The sequence below is a fragment of the Acinetobacter sp. A1 genome, assembly GCF_012371315.1.
GTDB lineage: Bacteria > Pseudomonadota > Gammaproteobacteria > Pseudomonadales > Moraxellaceae > Acinetobacter.
The window spans coordinates 14446-32654 of the sequence record NZ_JAAZQY010000029.1 but is presented as its reverse complement, the minus strand read 5'-3'; the positions used below and the strand labels follow the sequence as shown (position 1 = coordinate 32654).

The following is an 18209-nucleotide window of genomic DNA, read 5'->3' as shown; positions in this document are numbered from 1 at the left end:
GTTACACGCTTGGCAACAAGACATTAACAGAGTGCGAATTAGTCCTTGACTATGTTTGACTACATTTTAAGGAACAGCAGCAGCTTACATATCAGCATTGGTTTGAAGGCCTAGCCTTAGATGTAACTCAGATTGATCAAGGTCATGGTTTTATTTCATTTCAAGACATTTGTAAGGTTGCAACACGTGTGCTACAAGACACCCAATGCGAGCATTTGGGCTTAGAGATTGGACGTGACAAAGGGCTGATTTCCATGGGCATGCTAGGTTTTGCCATGATCTCGAGTCAAAATATTGTCGAAGCGCTACAGACAGGACTACAATACCATCCAATTTCAGGCAGCGTAATGGACTTGGATTATGATTTTTCCTCTAACCATCCCATGTTAGTCATCAAAGAGCGCTACCCTACAGGTCAGTTGTTGCGCTTTTTCTGCGATGAAGCCCTGTCCAGTATTATTAGCTGTTTAGATGTGATGTTGGGGGATCATCAAGATTTGCTCGAAGTACATTTTAGTTTTGCCAAACCTGCGCATTTAGATGCTTATCACGCACATTATCAATGTCCTTTGCATTTTTCATCACACATGAATGCACTGGTATTTCGTCCTGAAATTTTTACCCGCAACATTAAAACCGCAAGTGCTGCCAACTACAGCACCGCTATGCGTGTCTGCCAAATGGCATTGCAAGATATGCAGGCGATTAATCAGCAGCAATATGCACATGTACTAAGTTATCTGATTGAGCAGCATTTACCGCAGCATTTTGATATGACGCAAGCAGCGCAGCATTTTCAAATGAGTGAAAGACATTTGCGCAGACAGCTTTCAGCTGAGGGCTGTAGTTTCCAAAATTTAAGACAACGTGTTTTAGAAAATAAAGCCAAACAACTGCTACAACAATCCCTTTCCATTAGTGAAGTCAGTCAGCAACTGGGCTTTAGTGAATTGCGTGAATTTAGACGTGCCTTTAAACGATGGACAGGACTCAGCCCTTCACTGTATAAAAATCAGATCACACCATAAACACTGATTATTCTTAAAGAAAAACAAAAAGTTAAATTTTACTTCACTCATTATTTAAACCGACTTACAAGCGAACAAAAATAAAAACAACAGGATTTCGACTAAAGCATAACTGCAAAGCTGCCATAAAATCCCTATCTTTTTAAATTGGATAAAATAACGACATATATGGAGAATAACAATGGTCAGCGCATACGATGAATTACCGCGTACACCCGCCAATTTTGTAGCCTTGTCCCCTTTACGTTACTTGGAACGGGCGGCTTATATTTACCCACACCAAAATGCGATTATTCATGGTTCTCGCCAAATCACATGGCGTGAAACATATTTGCGCTGCTGCCAATTTGCCCATCAACTTCAACAATTAGGCATTAGCAAAAACGATACTGTTTCGGTGCTGCTGCCGAATGTTCCGGCCATGCTAGAGGCACATTTTGCCGTACCTATGGCGGGGGCGGTGTTAAATACTTTAAATACCCGCTTAGATGCCAAAACACTGGCATTTATGCTTGATCATGCAGAATCGAAAGTACTTTTGGTTGACCCTGAATTTGCAGCCTTGGCGCAAGAAGCCTTGGCAATGGTCACGCATGAAATTTACGTCATTGATGTCAGCGACGCAGAATACGAACATGCTGCCAATGCAATCAGCATTGGACAAATTGAATACGAAACATGGCTCGCAGCGGGTGATCCGAATTTTGAATGGCATTTACCGCAAGATGAATGGGATGCGATTAGTCTAAATTACACATCAGGCACCACAGGCAACCCAAAAGGCGTGGTTTACCATCATCGTGGTGCATATATTAATGCAGCAAGTAATATTATTGCCTGTGGCATGACACCACGTGCCAAATACTTATGGACACTGCCTTTATTCCACTGTAACGGCTGGTGTTTTGCGTGGACCATGGCCGCTAATGGTGGTACCAATATCTGCTTGCGTAAAGTCGACCCTGAACTGATTTTCAAACTGATTGCAGAACGCAAAGTCGATTATTTCTGCGGCGCACCAATTGTCTTATCGATGTTAATTAACACCCCAGAAGAGAAAAAGACCCAGTTTGAGCACCGTGTAGAAGTCATGGTAGCAGGTGCTGCACCACCAGCCGCAATTATTGAAGGCATGCGCAATATTGGCATTAATGTCACTCACGTTTATGGCCTGACTGAAACTTATGGCCCATCTGCACTCTGTGCTTCTCAAGCAGGTTGGAGCGACTTGTCTATTCAGGAACAAGCACAGTTACATTCACGTCAGGGTGTGCCATATCCATTGCAGGATGGCATGAAAGTTCTTGACCCTGAAACTATGCAACCTGTACCCAAAGACGGTAAGACCATGGGCGAAATTATGTTCCGTGGCAATATCGTGATGAAAGGCTATTTGAAAAACCCAGAAGCTACCGCAGAAGCATTTGCAGGTGGTTGGTTCCATACGGGTGATTTAGCCGTATGCCAACCCGACGGCTACGCCAAAATTACTGACCGCTCTAAAGACGTGATCATTTCAGGGGGCGAAAATATTTCGTCACTGGAAGTTGAAGAAGTCCTGTATCAACACCCTGCCGTGCTAACTGCTGCAGTGGTAGCAAAACCTGACCCGCGCTGGCAGGAAGTCCCATGTGCCTTCATTGAACTCAAAGACGGTAAACAGGCCAGCCCTGAAGAAATCATTGCCTATTGCAGCCAGCACTTAGCACGCTTTAAAGTACCAAAAGATGTGGTGATTACTGAAATTCCAAAAACCTCTACAGGCAAATTACAAAAGTTTGTATTGCGTGAGTGGGCCAAAGAGCGTTCAGTCGGTGAGTTTGGTTAAGGCTAAATTTAATCTAAAACTATGAGGATGTACCAACTATTCATCCTCATCATAAATCCAAATAAAAAACGACTCATCTTGGAGTCGTTTTTTGATTGTCAAATGAGTTAATCTACAACCATCTTCTGATTTGCTCTAACTCAACTTAATTTGACTTAACTTTCAGACAAGAGCGCAACCTGTTGTACATAGTTGAATAACTTGAGTTTAGACGCCTCTAATTCCTCTTCAGGTACTTCCTGTTTCATATCACGGTGAATACGCAACAGATGCTGACGCAACGTATGACGTTCTGCAGCTTTGTAGGTTTTACTAAAATCATTGATGACAGGGTCACCATCTTTAATAATACGCTCCACCCAACGCTGTAACTGCGCGGTTTTCTTTGCGCCTTGTTGTGGCGTCAAATACGACAAAATCACCGTTTCATTTTCATTGCGTAGCAGTTTACCAATACGCTGACACTGACGACGGCGTGCTTCATGTGAAGTGATACCTTGCAATTCCAGCAAAGCGTCAATTAAACGCTCTTCTACAGGAAGTTTCTGAATTTGTTTGGTGCTTAACTGCGCCAATTGTTCGCCCAGAGCAGCCATACGCTGTACGGCTTTTTTCTGTTCGGTTTTACTTGCACGCCCTTCTAAAGATTCAAAGTCATCTTCAGTAAAACGTTGCGGTCGACGTGCCACGATTAATCTGCCTCGTAAAATTTTGCTGCAAATAGTGCTTGAATGTCAGATAAAGCTTTTTCTTCATCTGCCCCATCAATCACCAAGCGTAAAGTAGTTCCCTTGCCTGCACCCAGCATGAGCAAGGACATAATATTTTTGGCATCGACCAACTTGTCGCCTTTGCCAATTTGGATTGACGAACGGAATTTGGTGGTCACTTCTATCAGTTTCCCAGATGCCCGTGCATGTAAACCTAGTTTATTAATTACGTCAACAGTTGTGTCAATCATGACCAGTGCTTCATTTCTCGGTGTAAGACTTGTATAGACCATTTTGCCTCAAGTGCTTTTTTTAGTCTATCTACGATATAAACAGAACGATGTTGCCCACCAGTACAGCCAATAGAAATGGTGATGTAGTGACGATGCCCTTCGGCAAAAGCAGGCAACCATTTTTCTAAAAACTGATAAATGTCTTTAAACATTTCATGAGTTTGCGGGCTTTGTTGCAAAAACTCCTGCACGGGTGCATCTAAACCTGAATGTTTTCGCAGCTCTAAATCCCAATGCGGGTTGGGTAAATGCCGTACGTCAAAAACATAGTCGGCATCTAGCGGAATGCCGTGCTTATAACCAAAGGACTGTAAAATCACAATTAAATGATCGCTTTGCCCAAGTTTAGACAGCAATACATGCTTTAGGTCATGCACGCTTTTATCGGTAGTATCTATATGCACAGTCGAGCGAAACTGAATAGGCATCAACAAGGTTTTTTCTTCTTGGATACATTCATTTAAGCTTTTAAATCGACTCGACAATGGATGCGGACGGCGTGATGCACTAAAGCGGGCAATCAGTTCCTGATCCTGCGTGGTCAGATAAATAATATCTACCGATCCATGCTTCTGCAGTTGTTCAAATACCAGATCAAACTCTTGCAAGTCGGCACGGGTACTGCGTACATCCACCCCCAACGCCAACTGCTCTAAATTATTTTCCTGATCCAGTTTGTCTACAATTTCTGGGAGCAATGCCAAGGGTAAATTATCAATACAGTAATAACCTAAATCTTCCAACACCTGTAATGCCGAAGATTTTCCTGAACCCGATTGACCTGTGACGATCAAAATACGTTTCATGGCATGCAACCCTTATATTGCGAACTATGCAGAATGTTTGACCTGCAAATTGTCAATTAAACGTGTATTGCCCAGTTTTGCAGCAACGAATAGCACAACATCTTCACTAAATGCTTCAATTTTTTGCAATTCTGTTGTACGTGCTTCTACATAGTCCACAACAAAGCCCGCAGCTGTCAATGTGGTCTTAATATTCGCTAACACTTGTGACAAGCTTTCGCCTTGCTGTAACGCCTGTTCTGCTGCTTTTAGACTTTGATAAATCGTCGGCGCAATTTGACGCTGTTCTGCACTCAAATAGCCATTACGCGAACTGAGCGCCAAGCCATCTGCTGCGCGTACAATGGGTACACCAATCACTTCAAGCGGAATGTTTAAATCACGCACAAACTGACGAATCACCGCCAATTGTTGATAGTCTTTTTCGCCAAAGAAAGCATAGTTTGGCTGCACCATATTAAACAATTTGGTCACTACGACTGCGACCCCATCAAAATGACCCGGGCGCTGTAAGCCACACAAATCTGCAGTAATATCGCTAACAGAAATATTGGTCAAACGTGGCTTATTGCCATACATTTGCTCCACAGAAGGCGCAAAAATAATGTCACAACCAACATCTGCCAACAGTTGGCTGTCCTGATCTAAAGTCCGTGGATAACTGTCAAAGTCTTCATTTGGACCAAATTGAATTGGATTCACAAAAATACTGACCACCACCAAATCACATATTTTTTTCGCTTCACGCACCAAAGTTAAGTGCCCTTCGTGCAAATTTCCCATGGTTGGCACAAAACCAATGGTTTTACGCGCAGCACGTGCAGGCTGTAAAGATGCTGCTAAGCCTTGAATTGTGGTTTCGGTTTTCATATTACAACTCAACTTGGAAAGTATGTTCACGTGCAGGGAAAGAGCCATCTTGTACTGCGGCATGATAGGCTTTAAATGCATCTAAAATAGCAGTTTCACCCGCTTGTTCTTTCATAAAGTTACGAACAAATTTTGCCATGCGACCAAAGGTAAGCCCTAGCATGTCTTGTACCACCAAGACTTGACCATCGGTTGCTGCACCAGCACCAATGCCAATCACAGGAATTTCAGGGAATAGCTCTGAAATTTCCTGACCTAGCTGTGCAGGTACACATTCCAGCAATAAAATTGCCGCACCTGCATCCACCACCGCTTTACAGTCTGCAATCAGCTTGTCTGCCGCTTCACGGGTACGCGCTTGCAACTTGTAGCCACCAAACACATGCACCGATTGCGGTGTCAAACCCAAATGCACACACACTGGAATACCGTTACGGGTTAATGTTGCAACGGTTTCACTGAGCCATGCACCGCCTTCCATTTTGACCATTTGCGCACCTGCCTGCATGACTTCTTTCGAGCTTTGCAGTGCATCATTTAAGGTGGCATAACTCATAAATGGCAGGTCTGTCAGAATAAAAGCATGCTGATTGCCACGGCGTACCGCAGCGGTGTGATAAGCCATATCGGCCACAGTCACAGGCAAAGTCGAGTCACGTCCCTGAATTGACATGCCCAAAGAATCACCAATTAAAATTGTGTCAATTTCGGCAACTTCCATTGCCTTTGCCATGCTTGCGTCATAGCAAGTCAGGCAGGAGAATTTGCGACCTTCCGCTTTAAATTTTCTTAGGTCACTTAGACTAATCATGAAAATATTCCTCTATGGAAAAGCATTACTCATGCTTAATTTAAAACTTTACAGCCCTGCCCAATCCCCTGCATCCGCAACTGTTAAGTTCGGATGTTCAAGCAATGCCAAATGTTTTAAAGCTTGTCCTTTGACGCTTAAATTAGCATCTAAATCTAACAATGGGATGACGACAAAATCACGCTCTAACACACCCACATGCGGTACAGTCAAACGTTCATTTTCAATCGTGGCATCGCCATAAATCAATAAATCTAAATCTAGCGTGCGCTCACCCCAATGACGTAACCGCACCCGACCCGACTCCTGTTCAAAACGCTGTAACTCATCCAACAACGCTAGAGGTTCAAGTTCTGTTTCCAAACGCACTACGGCATTTAAATAGTTTGGCTGATCTTGTGGCCCCATGGGTGGACTTTGGTACAGCTTTGAGGTCTGCACAGCACCCAAAGTTGCCAGTTTTTGTACAGCATCGGCTAAAATTTGACGAGAGTCGCCCAAATTACTGCCTAAACCAATATAGGTGATGTTGCTCATTGTGTAGGCCCAAAAATCACTTGGCTTAAATCACGTTGTACACGTTTACGTTTTAAAATTGGATGATCTGCAGCAATACCAGACTCATGAGTGCTTGCAGAACGTTGAGCACGATTTTCTTCATATTGCTTGGCTTTACGCGCACGACGGCTGCGTGGCTCAGGCTCATTCACCAAAGGCTCAATTTGATGATCAATCTGCTGAGCTAACACCTCAACAGGCTCAGGCGCTGCTTTACGGCGGCTCTTAGCACGTGACCGGTTGTATTGAGCAATCGCACGTTCTTTTTCATCGGTGCTCATGAGCTGATAGGCATCCCACCATTGGCCCATGCCTAGGGTTGAGCTATCGCCTGATTTTTCTCGCAATAACAAGAAGTCAAAACCTGCTCGGAAACGCGCATGTCCCGATAAGGCTTCGATCTGCTGTGGCTTAGGTTGCAACAAGCGGGTTTGCATTTCCCATACTTCACGAATAAAAGTTTCAGCAAAACGTGGAATGATGGTACGTGTTGCTTGACGTTTCAGCACATCTAAACCTGCCTGTGCACGTGCTTCGGCTGCAACTACACCTTTAGATAAATAAAAGTCACAACGCTCTAAAAATGGTTGCCACAACAGCACTGCATAGAAAAATGCAGGATTAATCGTTTTGCCAATGGCAATACGTTGATCTGTATTTTTTGCAGCACGTTCAATAAACGGATTAATGTCAGGTTTAATATCGGCAAATAACTGACGCCAAATTCCGAAATCAATCAACATTGGTAAAACTTTGTTTAGATGCCCCATCGTAAAGAGCTTTTGCGACTCATCATACAAACGGTGGGGTGAAACATCACGCAATAATTGCGTCATTTCAGGCGTAAAAATTTTTAGAATTTTTGGATCAATATTGAAGTTCAATTTAGCAGCGAAGCGCAAAGTCCGCAGCATACGCACAGGGTCTTCTTCAAAACGTAGGGTTGGATCACCCAATAAACGTAAGTTTTTATGCTTAATATCATCTACGGCATTGCAAAAATCCAGCACTATGCCTTTGCGGGGCTGGTAATACAATGCGTTGATTGAAAAATCACGACGGGCAAAATCTTGCTCGATTGTACCCCAGTTATTGTCGCGAAGAATCATGCCTGCGGCAGAAGTCACAGCTTTTTTGGGTGGCGCACGGAAAGTCGCTACTTCAATCAGTTCACGTCCTGCGTAGACATGCGCCAGCTCAAAACGTCGTCCAATAATTCGGCAACGTCGTCCGAAAACCTCTTTCACTTGTGATGGTGTGGCATTGGTCACGGCATCAAAATCCTTAGGATTCAGCCCCAACATTAAGTCACGAACTCCACCGCCTACAATATAGGCTTCATAGCCTGCTTTAGTTAAAGCATCTAAAACATCTAAAATGGAAGAAGGTAATTGAGCGGTAGATAAACCACATTTTGACGCGCGCAAAGTTTGCAAAAGACGCTGTCTCCTACGTCTGAACGTAAAATATATAAGATGTCGCTAATCATATCTCTATCACAATCAAAGGGCAATTTGATTCACACGCTAATTTTACAAAGCACAGAATTTACATCTGCCCTTGGCCACTACAGCGCCAGTTTGTGTTTATTTTTGGCAAATAATGCAGGGCCAATGCCTTTGACCTGCTGTAACTCTTCGATACTTTGAAACTGTCCCTTTTGTTTACGATATTCCACTATCGCTTCAGCCTTTTTCAAGCCAATCCCAAACAATTGTTGCAATTGCTCTAGGGACGCACTGTTCAAACGGACTTGCTGCACACTAGAACTTACTTGTTGCGTCGGACGTGCTAAATAATATTGTGATGTGGCAGCAGGCGTTTGCTTTGCAGTCAAACGCTGATCTTGCGCTTCTTGCTGCGCTTTCCATTTTAAATAATTTTGGTCGAACTGCTGTGCCGTTGTGGGAAGACTGATTCCACACAGCAACACTGCCCATAACCCAAGGACTGTAAATTTGAAATCTACCCAACTCAAACCCAATATGCGTGGTATATACATACAATGATTAACCTATTCTTTTAATTGTTGTTTTGCTTGCTCCCAAAGCTGATCCATTTCTTCTAAACTCATTTCTTCAATCTGTTTTTGTTGTAATTCGGCTTGATCTTCTATGTAAGCAAAGCGTGTTCTAAATTTATGAATTGTGCTCAATAATGCCATTTCAGTGGACAGGCCTAGTTTACGACCTACATTGATCAAAGAAAATAAACAGTCACCGAACTCATCCAGTATTTCGTCGGATTGTTGCTGCTGAATCGCCTGCCGTAATTCCTGCAACTCTTCTTCAAGTTTTGCATACGCATCTTCTACAGTTGGAAAATCAAAGCTTAACTGGGCTGCATGCTGCTGAATTTGCTGCGCCTGCTGTAATGCAGGGGCATGTTTGATTTCGTCTAAACGTGATTTTGCCTTACCCTGTTTTTCTTGTTGTTTGATCGTTTGCCACAATGCCGTCACATCTTCAGCACTCAACTGGGCAAACTGTTCTGCCTGAAACACATGTGGATGACGACGAATCAGTTTTTCAGTAATCGCTTGCACCACATCCTGAAAATTAAATGCGCCTTGCTCACTATACATTTGTGCCTGAAACACCACTTGCAACAAAAGGTCTCCCAGTTCATCTCGGATTTCATCTACATTGCCTGAACGGACTGCGGCTTCGACTTCATAAGCCTCTTCAATTGCATATTTGGTCAAACTTTCAGGGGTCTGCTTTTGATCCCACGGACATTGTTGACGAAGTTGTTGCATAACTGAAAGCAATTGCTGCATGAGATATTCCTTATTTCATTTTTTTGCACAAACCTGAATATTTTTTGCTATGCTCAAAACCGCAAGGACGATATGCACAACAAAAATAACATCAGGGAGCGAGTTCAAATGCACAGTATCTTGATTAGTGGTGCTGCACAAGGCATCGGTGCGGCAATTGCCCGTTTGTTTTACCAGCAAGGTTACCGTGTTGGTATTTATGACATTCATCTCACCCAAGCCCAACAACTGGCCAATCAACTGGGTGAACGTGCGCATGCAGGCTTATTGGATGTAGCGGACTATACCAGCTGGCAAGCTGCTTTGTCAGATTTTTGCCAATGGGCGGGTGAACTCAATATTTTAGTCAACAATGCTGGAATTTTATATTCAGGTGCTTTTGAAGATACACCTATAGAAGCTCATCACCGTACCATGGCAGTCAATGTCAATGGCGTGTTGAATGGCTGTCACGCCGCTTTGCCTTATTTGAAACAGGCTAGTTTTGCTCGGGTGATTAATCTGTCTTCCGCCTCTGCAATTTATGGACAAGCTGATTTAATCTCTTACTCTGCTTCTAAATTTGCTGTGCGTGGCATCACTGAAGGATTAGATATAGAATGGGATAAATTTGGTATTCGTGTGTTAGATGTAATGCCACTTTTTGTGCAAACAGCCATGGTTAAAGATATGAATGCTGGCACCATTCAAAATATGGGGGTACATCTCTCAGCAGAAGATGTAGCGCAAGTGGTTTATCAGCAAGCAACGGCCAAAGACTCTATTCTGACCAACACCCACCGTGCGGTAGGTTTAAAAGCCAAAACCTTAATGCAATTGTCTGGCATCAGCCCGCAATGGTTAAATCGTTGGTCGAATCGATTATTGGCAAAGCGCGCATAAGGTAATGCTACCCCAATATGCCGCACACAATAAAAAGCCCGAATTTAAAATTCGGGCTTTTTTTGCATCTTGAAAAATGACAGCTTAACCACGCTTAAACTTTTTCTCAGCTTTCTTGAACTTCTGTACATAGCGGCGGCGACGTGCTGCAGTACGTTCATCCACCTGTGACTTACGTCCTTCAAATGGGTTTTCAGAAGTTTTAAATTCAATTTTTACCGGTGTACCTTCAAGTTTATACACTTTACGGAACACATTTTCTAAATAGCGACGGTAATCCGCAGGGGTTTTATCTACCTTGTTGCCGTGAATGACAATTGTAGGTGGGTTTTGTCCGCCCATATGCGCATAGCGCATTTTGATGGCACGCCCCTGTACTTTTGGTGGATGGTGCGCATCAGTCGCATCATTCAAAATTTGTGTCAGTTTAGCAGGTGAAACTTTCAAATGTGATGATTCATAAGCACGGTGTATAGATGGGTATAGATCGCCCACACCTGTACCATGTAATGCAGAAATCAGGTGAATTTTTGCCCATGGAATAAAGTCAAAACGACGTTCTACATCTAGCTTACATTGCTTGCGATCATACTCAGACATATTGTCCCATTTGTTAATCGCAACCACCATGGCACGCCCTGCTTCGAGTGCATAACCAATCAAGTGTAAGTCTTGCTCTACAATACCATCACGTGCATCAACCACCACTACCACAACGTGAGCATCTTTCATGGCTTGTAAGGTTTTCACAATTGAGAATTTCTCAATCATTTCATCCACCTTACCTTTACGACGCACACCCGCAGTATCAATTAAGGTGTATTTACGCCCATTACGCTCAAATGGAATATAAACCGAGTCACGTGTTGTTCCAGGTTGGTCAAATGCAACTACGCGCTCTTCACCCAATAAACGGTTGACCAACGTAGATTTCCCCACGTTTGGACGTCCAATAATGGCTAAACGCAAACCTGTGTCTTGGTCATGTGCATCTGGGTTTTCGTCTTCAGGAATATCAGCCAGAACATCTTCCAGCATTTGCTGTACGCCACGTCCGTGACTAGCAGCCACTTGTAATGGTTCGCCCATACCTAGCTTGAAGAATTCCACCAAGGCTGCTTCGGCATGTACGCCATCGACCTTGTTGGCCACCAAGAATACTTTTTTGCCTAAAGTACGCAATTCACGTGCAATTTGCTCATCCGATGCGAGTAAACCTGCGCGTGCATCCACCACAAAAATAATGATGTCCGCTTCGTGGATTGCAGTTTTTGACTGCTCTGCCATATAAGAGTCAATACCGCCTTCGGTTTCGCCAATACCACCTGTGTCCACAACAATAAAGGACTTGTTTTGGTAAGTAGCATCACCATATTTTCGGTCACGTGTCAGACCAGCAAAGTCGGCAACAAGCGCATCACGGCTCTTGGTAATCTGGTTAAACAGCGTTGATTTTCCGACGTTCGGACGACCAATGAGCGCAATTACGGGTTTCATAGATTAACCTTTATACAAGATCAGCCAACTTAAATGGCCTGAACATCAGAAACTGTGGAGAAAGTAGATCAAATATCTAAATAAAAACACGGGGTATTGAACATTCAATTACCCCGCGTAAAAATACGGACGACTATTTTAGCATAAAAGTCAGAATAAAATTAACGGTTCTGCCAAACGCTGAAAGCACCCTTTTGCGTTGCTACATAGAGCTGATTGTCAATGACACGCAATGTGCGTACTTCACCGCTGGTTTTTGAGCGTCCAACCAACTGACCTGAACTTGGGTCAAGCAAATGCAATACACCGTCTAAATCGCCTACCACCAAATACTGACCTAACAACACAGGATTAGACAAACGACGATTCAGTAAACTGTCATTTTCCCAAAGTTGTTGCCCAGACGTGATTTCATAGGCAGCAATTTTACCGTCATCACTACTGACAAACACACCATTACCCGCTACTTCTGGGCGTTTGGTGCTGCTCATGTCTTCGCTCCAGATCACCTGTTGCGATGCCAAGTCCAATACAGTGACCTGACCTTGATAGCTTGTGGTCACCAAGAATTGGCCGGCAACTACAGGGTCACCATCAATATCATTTAAGCGTTGAATGTCTGAACGACCTTCACTGATTGCGACACGACGTTGCATGCGTGGTACGCCTGTCACAATATCTAAGGCATAAACATAGGCATTTGCCGAAGCAATTAAGACTGTACGCGGGTCTAAAGCAACAGGTGCAGCCATACCACGTAAGCTAAACTGTACGTTTGGCAAGTTATAGGTCCATACCAATTGACCCGTTTCTACGTTGTGCGCATACACCGTGCCATCATTGCTGACCGTGACCACACGACCAGACTGAATCAATGAAGGTGCAAGAATTGCACCTGTTAATTGTGCCACCCACTTTTGTTCGCCTGTTTGCTGATCTAGGGCGAACAATTGTCCTTTGCTGTTGCCTGCAACCACTATTCCTTCTGCAGCTTTTACGCCAGCACTAAGACCTTGCTTAGAAACTTGCTTTTGCCAAAGGCGCTGTTTGCCTTGATAGGCGGCCATTTCACCTTTAGGATCAACCGTAAAAATTACACCATTTGCAGCATCGAGCTGTAAACGCAGTGGATCTGCTGCCGTTGTAGAAGATACATTTTGCGAAAATACAGGCACTAAACTCTGTGCTTGTTCAAGTTTTGGGAGTGGATTTGGCTTAACTTCTGCAACTTTAATTTTATTTGTAGAACATCCCACCAAAGCGAGGGTTAAAACTGTCAGTGCAAACGGTATTTTATACTTTCTATTCATTGGCTCTCATCCACTTGTGTTTCTAATACTGGGCGTTCAATTTCAGGATCATCCACCAAAACGCCTACACTTTCGAGTTTTATTTGTAAAATTTGACGCTCTTGTTTACGTTCTACCAAAGTATCCCATGCACTTTGATACGCTTTTTTAGCATTTTCACGGTCATTTTTGGCAACATAGACATCACCACGTGCTTCGTCTGCTGTAGCTTTAAATGCAGGATCGGTCACGCCTGCCAAACTTTGAATGGCTTCGTCATATTTCTTTTGAGCCAGCTGTGCATACGCCAAACGTAACTTGACCAGTTGCACCAAGCCCTGATCTTTCACTTTTGAGTTTTCAACTTTCTTTAAAGCTTTTTCAGCCGCAGCAAAGTCTTGCTGATCATAAGCCAATTTTGCCATTAAAAACTGAGTTTGAATGGCCTGCGCAGAGTCTGGCGCTTCTTTCACAATTTTATCGGCAGTTGCAGACAATTGACTAAAAGCATCAGGATTCGCTTCTGTGTTACGTGCATCATCCATCAGTTGCTGCACTTTGGCAGTATTCATTTGATGCTCAGCCAAGTTTTTTTTCTGCCAATATTGCCATCCGAAAAAGGCAATCAACGCAATTAAAATCCCGCTAATAATGGCCGAGCCATATTTTTTCGCAAACGATTTTAAACTATCAAGTTGTTCGTCATCACTCAATGCGCTCATTGGATTACCCTTTTCCTTATGTTATTTGGCTTATTGTGAAGAAAATTTTTCAATGATGAAAGGCACAATTTCAGCAACAGCGACTGCAGTTTGCTCGGCAGTTGCCAAAGTTTTGACTGCCAATTGCTGTGCTTCCGCTTCGCGCTCACCATAAATCAATGCGTAGATTGCACCTGATTGATCGGCTTTTTTCATTTGGCTTTTCATTGAACCTTGTGAACCGACTTTCAGGCGAATTTGGCTGCCTGCCTGTTCCAACTGGTCACGAATTTGCTCAGCCAAAACCAAAGCCTTGCCTTGCGTATTTGGGTCTGCCAACAAGAACACTTCACAATCACGTACTGGTGTATTGTCTTCGACTTGCTCAAGTAGCAACAACAAACGCTCAATACCCATGGCAAATCCCACGGCAGGTACAGACTGATCTGCTTTGCCTTTCAATTGCCCAACCAGACCATCATAACGTCCACCTGCACAGACTGTGCCTTGTGAACCTAAATGCGTAGTTGTCCATTCAAATACTGTTTTGTTGTAATAATCTAGACCACGTACCAATTTTTGATTAATTACAAAATCAATGCCTGCATCTGTTAAATATTGCTGTAACTGGGCAAAGTGATTTAGGGTGTCTTCACCCATAAAATCATGTAATTTCGGTGCATTTTCTAAGATGCTTTGTGTTTTAGCATCTTTAGAGTCCAAAATACGCAGTGGATTGGTACTTAAACGACGCTGAGAATCTTCATCTAAATCGGCCTTGTGAGCTTCTAAAAACTCAACCAAAGCAGCACGATACGCAGCACGCTCATCCGACTCACCCAAAGTATTCAACTCTAAGCGAACTTTATCGGCAACGCCCATGCGTTTCCATAAACGCGCAGTCATTAAAATAAGTTCGGCATCCATGTCTGGCGTTGCAACACCAAAAGTTTCGACACCAAATTGATGGAATTGGCGGTAACGGCCTTTTTGCGGCTTTTCATAGCGGAACATCGGGCCGATATACCACACACGCGGGGTCGCGCCACGCAGTAAATTGTGCTCTAACATGGCACGTACACAGCCCGCAGTACCTTCAGGGCGTAAAGTCAAAGACTCTGGCGGATTGCCTTTGTCCAAGAAAGTGTACATTTCTTTTTCAACGATATCGGTCGCATCACCAATTGAACGCTTAAACAAATTGGTTTGCTCGACCATTGGCAAACGAATTTGTTGATAACCATAAGCATCCATTAGTGATGCTAAATGTTGCTCTAGACGTCTCCACGCAGGAGTTTGCGTAGGCAGAATGTCATTAAAACCTTTGATTGCAACAATTGAACTCATGTCTTACTCAGAAAAATTTGTACGAATAATCTCTTTAGATTTAGCTTCTTCAAGCTCTGTCACACGTTGACGAACCATGCTTTCGATTTCATCAACAAGTTGGTTGGTATCAATTAAATGGCTTTTTTCACCATTTCGATATACCAACGAACGTGGACTTGCACCCACGACACCAATATCCGCCTCTTTGGCTTCACCTGGGCCATTCACTTTACATCCAATAACCGATACATCCATAGGCGTGCGGATATCTTCCAAACGCTCTTCCAAAGCCTGCATCACAGAAATCACATTAAATTCCTGACGTGAACAGCTTGGGCAAGCAATGAAGTTAATGCCGTTTGAGCGTAAGCTTAAAGATTTAAGAATATCAAAACCAATTTTGACTTCATCTTCAGGTTCTGCCGCAAGCGAAATACGCATGGTATCGCCAATGCCTTCCATGAGCAGACCACCCAAAGCAATTGCTGACTTAACCGTACCTGTACGGTAAATGCCTGCTTCAGTTACGCCTAAATGTAATGGATTATCAATTTGTTGTGACAACAGGCGGTAAGCATCCATGGTTAAAAACACATTAGAGGCTTTGACTGAAACTTTAAATTCATGAAAGTCTAAGCGATCTAAAATATCAATATGACGCATGGCAGATTCTAGCAATGCAGCCCCTGTTGGCTCACCATATTTTTTCTGAATGTCTTTTTCTAGCGATCCTGCATTTACACCAATACGCATGGAAATATCGTGATGTTTTGCAGCAGCCACCACTTCACGAATTTTAGCTTCTGAGCCAATATTCCCTGGGTTAATACGCAAGCAATCTGCGCCAGCATCGGCAACGGCCAAAGCAATTTTATAGTCAAAGTGAATGTCTGCAACTAAGGGTACAGACACTTGCTTACGAATTTCACCAAATGCAGCTGCGGCTTCCATTGTTGGCACAGAAACACGCATGATGTCTACACCCGCATCCACACAACGCTGGATTTGTGCCACAGTCGCAGCTACATCACAGGTTTCTGTATTGGTCATACTCTGAATACTAATGGGTGCATCACCACCGACATAAACAGAACCCACACGAATTTTACGGGTCGGACGGCGTTGAATTGGATTCACAATCATGATATCGCTCTACCTTGCTGCATTATCGAGACAAACGGAATTCGGCTTTTCCGTTTACAGTATATGGCGATAATGAAATCGACTCATTGTTCAAACTTAATGACACGGCAGTGGCATCATCTAAACGAATTTGGAATGGGGCTTCACCTTGTAAATTTAAAGTTGATGCCTGACGTCCTGTTGCCAATACATTGCCTGCAGAGTCGACAATATGCACTGAAGTTGGACGTGCGAATTGCAAATTCAATTGATCACCTGAAGCAAGTGAGGTTGTGCCAACCGTTGCATTGTCTGAAATGATTTGCACATCAGATTGCAGCACTGCAATTTCAGGTTCAGCAGTGTCTTGACTAGAAGACATCCAGTTCTGAATCAATGCCACCAAAGCCCACAGAAGCAATAAGACGGCAATTGCAATCGCGATACGGGTCAGCCACTTCTTATTACGATCACGGTTGGAACCAGGCAGCTTCCCCATAATTTTGATGGGTGAATTGTTCAAGGCATGGTTGGGCAACAGACCTGTATCGTTGGCATAAATTTCATCAAAACGCTGAATAATCGCAGAAGCATCGACCTGCAAATATTTGGCATAGGTACGATAATAACCTTTAATAAAGGTTGCTTCTGGCAAGGCAGTATATTCATCCTGCTCAAGTGCAGTCAGTGTTTTCAATGGAATTTTCAAATCTTTTGAAACATCAGCCAGATCGCGTTTTTGATTCACACGAATTTGACGAAGGTACTCACCTGGACGTTGAACATTTCCTAATGCATGGGGTACCTGATTGCTCCCCTGTGATGGTTGCGGTGAATTAGGATTTACTTCCATACGGCCTCAGTACTGTACTGTAATTGCAAATAACGTTGGTATTCTTGGCTATTGGGAAATAATGCACGCAGCTGGTTCACTAAAACCTGAGTTCCCAATTGATCGCCATTGGCACGTGCTAAACGAATCCCAATCCATAAGGCACGCGCACCCTGATTTTTTTGCCCGACCGCACGTACAAACTGTTCATACAATTGTCGAGCGGGTGCAAATTGTTGTCTTAAATATAAAATTTCAGACAACTCTAACATTGAAACATAAGAATCGCGGTTGGCTTGCAAGGCTTGTTTGAATGATTTTTCGGCATTCGCGACATCACCCAACTTTAAATAAATACGCCCTACGTTTTCTAATGCTCTAAAACGCTGATCATAACCCAGTGTTGCACCAGCAATACTGAGCTGTTCAATCGCCTCATTATAACGTTCTACTTGATATAAATACGTACCATAGTTGTTACGCGCTTGTGCATTTTGAGGGTCAGCAGCAATGGCACGCTTGAAATAGGCATCGGCTTTTTCTAGATTCAGCTTGCTACCTTCTTGCTGCAACAACACTCCCATCATCATATTGGCAGATGAATCGCGTGAATCGCTTTCCAAAGCTTGATCCAACGCACGCTTAGCAGAATCTAAGTCGCCATTTTTTAAATATTCTGCGGCAAGTTGAGTGCGTACTTGTACTGCTTTTTCTGGGTCTTTTTGTCCGAGCGTTGGCGCTGTGGTTTGACAAGCTGCAGCAAAAATTGCCGAAATACAAACGGTTGTAATTTGTGCGAATTTAAATACAGGCTTATTCAATGGACATCCCCTTTGCGTCTTAATTCGATGCAAGTCGCTTATCTATACAAGTC

The 18209-nt window shown here is 43.4% G+C and carries 19 protein-coding genes and 1 pseudogene; 4 read left to right on the top strand and 16 right to left on the bottom strand.

Translation table 11 applies throughout. The features are described 5' to 3' along the window. Positions 1-104: 104 nt before the first annotated feature. The 3 genes and pseudogenes from HHA41_RS13130 to HHA41_RS10285 form a co-directional block, all read left to right on the top strand. A pseudogene (locus tag HHA41_RS13130) lies at positions 105-614 on the top strand (AraC family transcriptional regulator); the annotation flags it as partial. Next, positions 588-1028: a helix-turn-helix transcriptional regulator gene (locus tag HHA41_RS13245; RefSeq protein WP_354667276.1), complete on the top strand. Its 441-nt coding sequence runs from the start codon at positions 588-590 to the stop codon at positions 1026-1028. The pseudogene HHA41_RS13130 and the gene HHA41_RS13245, both read left to right, overlap by 27 nt. Positions 1029-1209: 181 nt before the next feature. After that, complete coding sequence (locus HHA41_RS10285) at positions 1210-2856, top strand: acyl-CoA synthetase (RefSeq protein ID WP_168461629.1); 1647 nt, start codon at positions 1210-1212, stop codon at positions 2854-2856. A 155-nt stretch (positions 2857-3011) separates the two neighbouring features. Here the strand turns inward: HHA41_RS10285 and yjgA are convergent, their stop codons facing one another. From yjgA to mazG, 9 genes are all read right to left on the bottom strand, one after another. After that, complete coding sequence (yjgA, locus tag HHA41_RS10280; protein WP_168418445.1) at positions 3012-3545, bottom strand: ribosome biogenesis factor YjgA; 534 nt, start codon at positions 3543-3545, stop codon at positions 3012-3014. A 2-nt stretch (positions 3546-3547) separates the two neighbouring features. Continuing rightward, positions 3548-3817, bottom strand: coding sequence for an HPr family phosphocarrier protein (locus tag HHA41_RS10275; protein WP_026438354.1), 270 nt, complete (start codon positions 3815-3817; stop codon positions 3548-3550). Next, a complete protein-coding gene (gene rapZ, locus HHA41_RS10270; protein ID WP_168418444.1) occupies positions 3814-4665 on the bottom strand; it encodes an RNase adapter RapZ in 852 nt (283 codons plus the stop codon). The genes HHA41_RS10275 and rapZ overlap by 4 nt, the downstream gene beginning before the upstream one ends. A gap of 24 nt (positions 4666-4689) precedes the next feature. Further along, positions 4690-5535: a pantoate--beta-alanine ligase gene (panC, locus tag HHA41_RS10265; RefSeq protein ID WP_168461627.1), complete on the bottom strand. Its 846-nt coding sequence runs from the start codon at positions 5533-5535 to the stop codon at positions 4690-4692. Position 5536: 1 nt separating this feature from the next. After that, a complete protein-coding gene (gene panB, locus HHA41_RS10260; protein ID WP_168418442.1) occupies positions 5537-6346 on the bottom strand; it encodes a 3-methyl-2-oxobutanoate hydroxymethyltransferase in 810 nt (269 codons plus the stop codon). Positions 6347-6394: 48 nt separating this feature from the next. Further along, positions 6395-6883, bottom strand: a complete 489-nt coding sequence (gene folK, locus HHA41_RS10255; RefSeq protein ID WP_168461625.1) for a 2-amino-4-hydroxy-6-hydroxymethyldihydropteridine diphosphokinase — start codon at positions 6881-6883, stop codon at positions 6395-6397. Continuing rightward, positions 6880-8340 carry a polynucleotide adenylyltransferase PcnB gene (gene pcnB, locus HHA41_RS10250; protein WP_168461623.1) on the bottom strand — a complete coding sequence of 487 codons (1461 nt, stop codon included), beginning with the start codon at positions 8338-8340 and terminating at the stop codon, positions 6880-6882. Before pcnB ends, folK begins: the two co-directional genes overlap by 4 nt. Before the next feature lie 131 nt (positions 8341-8471). After that, positions 8472-8906 carry a ComEA family DNA-binding protein gene (locus HHA41_RS10245; RefSeq protein WP_168461621.1) on the bottom strand — a complete coding sequence of 145 codons (435 nt, stop codon included), beginning with the start codon at positions 8904-8906 and terminating at the stop codon, positions 8472-8474. 12 nt (positions 8907-8918) lie between these two features. Further along, positions 8919-9683, bottom strand: a complete 765-nt coding sequence (gene mazG, locus HHA41_RS10240) for a nucleoside triphosphate pyrophosphohydrolase (protein WP_168461619.1) — start codon at positions 9681-9683, stop codon at positions 8919-8921. A gap of 108 nt (positions 9684-9791) precedes the next feature. Between mazG and HHA41_RS10235 the strand changes: the two genes are divergently transcribed. Continuing rightward, positions 9792-10565, top strand: coding sequence for an SDR family oxidoreductase (locus tag HHA41_RS10235; protein ID WP_168418437.1), 774 nt, complete (start codon positions 9792-9794; stop codon positions 10563-10565). Positions 10566-10649: 84 nt separating this feature from the next. Here HHA41_RS10235 and der read toward each other — a convergent pair whose 3' ends face one another. The 7 genes from der to pilW all read right to left on the bottom strand — a co-directional run bounded on the left by der (position 10650) and on the right by pilW (position 18156). Next, positions 10650-12062, bottom strand: coding sequence for a ribosome biogenesis GTPase Der (der, locus tag HHA41_RS10230; protein WP_168418436.1), 1413 nt, complete (start codon positions 12060-12062; stop codon positions 10650-10652). A 161-nt stretch (positions 12063-12223) separates the two neighbouring features. Next, a complete protein-coding gene (gene bamB, locus HHA41_RS10225; RefSeq protein ID WP_168418435.1) occupies positions 12224-13372 on the bottom strand; it encodes an outer membrane protein assembly factor BamB in 1149 nt (382 codons plus the stop codon). Next, positions 13369-14073: a tetratricopeptide repeat protein gene (locus tag HHA41_RS10220; protein ID WP_168461617.1), complete on the bottom strand. Its 705-nt coding sequence runs from the start codon at positions 14071-14073 to the stop codon at positions 13369-13371. The genes bamB and HHA41_RS10220 overlap by 4 nt, the downstream gene beginning before the upstream one ends. A 30-nt stretch (positions 14074-14103) precedes the next feature. Further along, positions 14104-15399: a histidine--tRNA ligase gene (gene hisS / locus HHA41_RS10215; protein ID WP_104852470.1), complete on the bottom strand. Its 1296-nt coding sequence runs from the start codon at positions 15397-15399 to the stop codon at positions 14104-14106. Positions 15400-15402: 3 nt separating this feature from the next. Further along, positions 15403-16524, bottom strand: a complete 1122-nt coding sequence (ispG, locus tag HHA41_RS10210; protein ID WP_104852471.1) for a flavodoxin-dependent (E)-4-hydroxy-3-methylbut-2-enyl-diphosphate synthase — start codon at positions 16522-16524, stop codon at positions 15403-15405. Between the two features lie 22 nt (positions 16525-16546). After that, positions 16547-17356, bottom strand: a complete 810-nt coding sequence (locus tag HHA41_RS10205; RefSeq protein WP_168461615.1) for a DUF4115 domain-containing protein — start codon at positions 17354-17356, stop codon at positions 16547-16549. Then, positions 17347-18156: a type IV pilus biogenesis/stability protein PilW gene (gene pilW / locus HHA41_RS10200; RefSeq protein ID WP_019836295.1), complete on the bottom strand. Its 810-nt coding sequence runs from the start codon at positions 18154-18156 to the stop codon at positions 17347-17349. The genes HHA41_RS10205 and pilW overlap by 10 nt, the downstream gene beginning before the upstream one ends. Positions 18157-18209 lie beyond the last annotated feature (53 nt).

Coding starts and splice junctions, on each gene's coding strand:
- HHA41_RS13245 (WP_354667276.1), top strand. CDS start 588: ATGAATGCACTGGTATTTCGTCCTGAAATTTTTACCCGCAACATTAAA.
- HHA41_RS10285 (WP_168461629.1), top strand. CDS start 1,210: ATGGTCAGCGCATACGATGAATTACCGCGTACACCCGCCAATTTTGTA.
- HHA41_RS10275 (WP_026438354.1), bottom strand. CDS start 3,817: ATGATTGACACAACTGTTGACGTAATTAATAAACTAGGTTTACATGCA.
- rapZ (WP_168418444.1), bottom strand. CDS start 4,665: ATGAAACGTATTTTGATCGTCACAGGTCAATCGGGTTCAGGAAAATCT.
- panC (WP_168461627.1), bottom strand. CDS start 5,535: ATGAAAACCGAAACCACAATTCAAGGCTTAGCAGCATCTTTACAGCCT.
- panB (WP_168418442.1), bottom strand. CDS start 6,346: ATGATTAGTCTAAGTGACCTAAGAAAATTTAAAGCGGAAGGTCGCAAA.
- folK (WP_168461625.1), bottom strand. CDS start 6,883: ATGAGCAACATCACCTATATTGGTTTAGGCAGTAATTTGGGCGACTCT.
- HHA41_RS10245 (WP_168461621.1), bottom strand. CDS start 8,906: ATGTATATACCACGCATATTGGGTTTGAGTTGGGTAGATTTCAAATTT.
- mazG (WP_168461619.1), bottom strand. CDS start 9,683: ATGCAGCAATTGCTTTCAGTTATGCAACAACTTCGTCAACAATGTCCG.
- HHA41_RS10235 (WP_168418437.1), top strand. CDS start 9,792: ATGCACAGTATCTTGATTAGTGGTGCTGCACAAGGCATCGGTGCGGCA.
- der (WP_168418436.1), bottom strand. CDS start 12,062: ATGAAACCCGTAATTGCGCTCATTGGTCGTCCGAACGTCGGAAAATCA.
- bamB (WP_168418435.1), bottom strand. CDS start 13,372: ATGAATAGAAAGTATAAAATACCGTTTGCACTGACAGTTTTAACCCTC.
- HHA41_RS10220 (WP_168461617.1), bottom strand. CDS start 14,073: ATGAGCGCATTGAGTGATGACGAACAACTTGATAGTTTAAAATCGTTT.
- hisS (WP_104852470.1), bottom strand. CDS start 15,399: ATGAGTTCAATTGTTGCAATCAAAGGTTTTAATGACATTCTGCCTACG.
- ispG (WP_104852471.1), bottom strand. CDS start 16,524: ATGATTGTGAATCCAATTCAACGCCGTCCGACCCGTAAAATTCGTGTG.
- HHA41_RS10205 (WP_168461615.1), bottom strand. CDS start 17,356: ATGGAAGTAAATCCTAATTCACCGCAACCATCACAGGGGAGCAATCAG.